Here is a 2,814-nt window from a genome sequence, read left to right as displayed (position 1 = left end):
ATCGGAGTCGCGAGCACTCCCGTAATGTTTGCTATAGCTATAAGCGGAGCATGGTGGGAGCTAAGGGCGGTAACTTACAAGCCGCTCGCAAATCCATGCGGCGCGGTCTTGCAGAATTTTAAGACCGAGCGAAATTCCACCGTCGCGGCATCAAACGGAGCGGTAAGCATGAAAACGGCGCAAAATCTTGCGACGCTAGATGAGGCTTTAGCGCGGATAGCGGTTAAATTTAAAGAATTTCGCTCCACCTATATCGCCTTTCCGCTCTGTCCGGGCGGCGCTTTTACCGTATACGGCTTCGAGGCGGGGCAAAACCCGCTGCAAAGCCCTTACGCGAGCCGTATCACGATATCGGATGCAGGCGAAATTTTAAAAGCGGACTTTATAAACGATGCGGATTTTTCGGACAAACTTCAAGACGGCTTTCGTCGCGCCCATGCGGGCTCATACGGCGCAATAACGAAGCTTATATGGTTTTTAGCGGGGCTTGCGCCCCTATTTTTAAGCATTTGCGGATTTTACATAACCCTAAAAAATAGAAATTCTAAAAGGAGAAAGTTATGAAGAAAGTATCTCTTTCGCTCGTAGTCGCATTAAATATGCTAACTTCGCTTTATGCGGAAAATAACGCCACTGCGAGCACCCCGGAGGACTTAGGCACCATAGAGGTGCAAGATACCCAAAAGCTCCGTCGCGACGACAGAGATTATGAGGCTAGAAAGCTCGTTAAAAGTACCACCAGGCTCGATCTTACGGCGAGAGAAACGCCCCAGTCTCTTACCGTGGTGACCGAAGCCAAGCTAAAAGATATGGGGATAACCGATTATCAGGTGCTGATGCGAAATATCGCGGGCATTACGAGCGGGCGTATGGATGAGAGGCTCTATCCTACGGCGCGCGGATTTAGCATAGATTATTATCTGCTTGATTCGATGCCTAGCTTCGTAGGTTTTAGCCTCGGGGCGAACGATTTAAATTTACTGCCATATGAGCGCGTTGAGGTAGTAAAGGGTGCGAACGGATTATTGGCGGGCGCGGGAAATCCCGCCGCGAGTTTAAATTTTATCCGTAAGCACGCAGATTCCACCATCCCAAAAGGTTATATAAGTCTAAACGGCGGCTCATACGACAAATACGGGCTTAAAACCGATGTGCAAAGCCCGCTCAATCAAAGCGGTTCGGTGCGCGGACGCCTAGCGTTTATGCATGAACGATCGCACTCTTATATGGACTATTACAATCGTCGCAATACTGCCGTTTATGGCGTATTAGATATCGATGTAACAGACGATTCAAGGCTGAGCTTTGGCTCATTTTATCAGACTCTACGCCGACATGGCACGCGCTGGGGCGGAATGCCCGCGTTTAACTCGGATGGTACGCGCACGCACTTCGGCAAAAACAAAATTTTCTCTCAGCCTTGGACGCGATACGACATCTCTACGCTTGATTTTTATGCCGATTTTAAACAATATTTCTCAAACGAGGCGAGTTTAAGCTTGAGTTATTCGTTTCGTCGCGCTCATACCGATTCAAATTTGCTCTATTATGGCGGCAGGGTAGGCCCTGGCGGCATCGGAAACGTCGCCGATCTTAGCGTTTATGCTAACAAGCGCGAAGAGAATATCCACAATATCGATGCCTATGTGAATATCCCTTATGAATTTTTCGAACAAGATCATGAATTTGTATTTGGTGTGATGTATAATCTTTACAAAAAAGGATCTGATAACGTAAGTAGCTACTGGAATAGTCGAAACACTCCGGCAGGCCTTGCTTATGCCGCGCGCACTAGAATAAATTATAACGACCTTCATATTGAAGATCCACGCTTACCGTATGTAGATCAAAATAATGCCGATCGAACTATTCAAAAAGCAATTTATGCCGCGAATAAACTCTCAATCACCGAGGATTTAAAGCTCTTATTAGGAACGCGGATGAGTTACTATAAATATAAAATTACAGGTGGAGCAGATAATAGAAATTTTACCCGCGAAATTACTCCATATGCAGGGATCACCTATGATTTAGACGATCATCATACCCTTTATGCAAGTTATACGAGTATTTTTAAACCTCAAACCTACAAGGACAAAAACAATAAATATCTTGATCCCATCCAAGGCAAGGACTACGAAGCGGGCATCAAAGGCGAGTATTTTGACGGCGATCTGCAAGCAAGCCTGGGCGTTTTTAAGATCATCCAAGATAAGCTCGGCATCCGCACCGACGAATATATCACGGGCACAAATTCCTACGCTTACAGGCAGGGTCGCGGAGTAACCAGCAGGGGCTTTGAAGCGGATGTAAACGGTAAAATTACCGATGCACTAAGCCTAAGCATGGGGCTAGCGCACTACAAAGCCAAAGATGCTGACGGCAATATCTACGCCAGCGACTCCTCCCGCACCAGCGCAAATCTTTTTGCAAAATATGAGATCGGCACATTTAGAATCGGCGCAGGCGCGATGTATCGCTCAAAGATTTATTCCGACTCGCCATACGGCAGGATCGAGCAGAAAGCTTACACGATTGCAAACGTAATGCTAGGCTACAAAGCGAGTAAAAACCTAGATGTGCAGCTAAACGTCGATAACATAACCGATAAGCGCTATTTTGAGGGCATCGGTTCTAATCGAATGATCTACGGCGATCCGCGCACCTTCAATCTAAGCCTTACGTATAGCTTTTGACCCAAATAGTCGCAGTGGAATTTATCTAGTGCTTAGCTCTAATAGAATTCCATCGCGACGCCATAGATAAATGGCAAATTAAGCCTAAATTTCGTAAAATCACCGCCAAGACGCGAGG

At 46.4% G+C, this 2,814-nt stretch carries 2 protein-coding genes; both read left to right on the top strand.

The genetic code is table 11. The features are described from left to right. The coding region (locus Q0257_RS03250) for a PepSY-associated TM helix domain-containing protein (RefSeq protein WP_298021482.1) at positions 1–564 on the top strand (564 nt) is incomplete at its 5' end. Continuing rightward, complete coding sequence (locus tag Q0257_RS03245; RefSeq protein WP_298021479.1) at positions 561–2,696, top strand: TonB-dependent siderophore receptor; 2,136 nt, start codon at positions 561–563, stop codon at positions 2,694–2,696. The genes Q0257_RS03250 and Q0257_RS03245, both read left to right, overlap by 4 nt. Positions 2,697–2,814 lie beyond the last annotated feature (118 nt).

It is taken from the genome of uncultured Campylobacter sp. (assembly GCF_938018035.1).
Taxonomy (GTDB): Bacteria; Campylobacterota; Campylobacteria; order Campylobacterales; family Campylobacteraceae; genus Campylobacter_B.
Note: the sequence above shows the minus strand (reverse complement) of the source record. Positions and strands in the feature narration are given on the sequence as shown.

Excerpts from the sequence above, each read along its gene's own strand:
- Q0257_RS03245 (WP_298021479.1), top strand. The coding sequence starts at position 561 with ATGAAGAAAGTATCTCTTTCGCTCGTAGTCGCATTAAATATGCTAACT.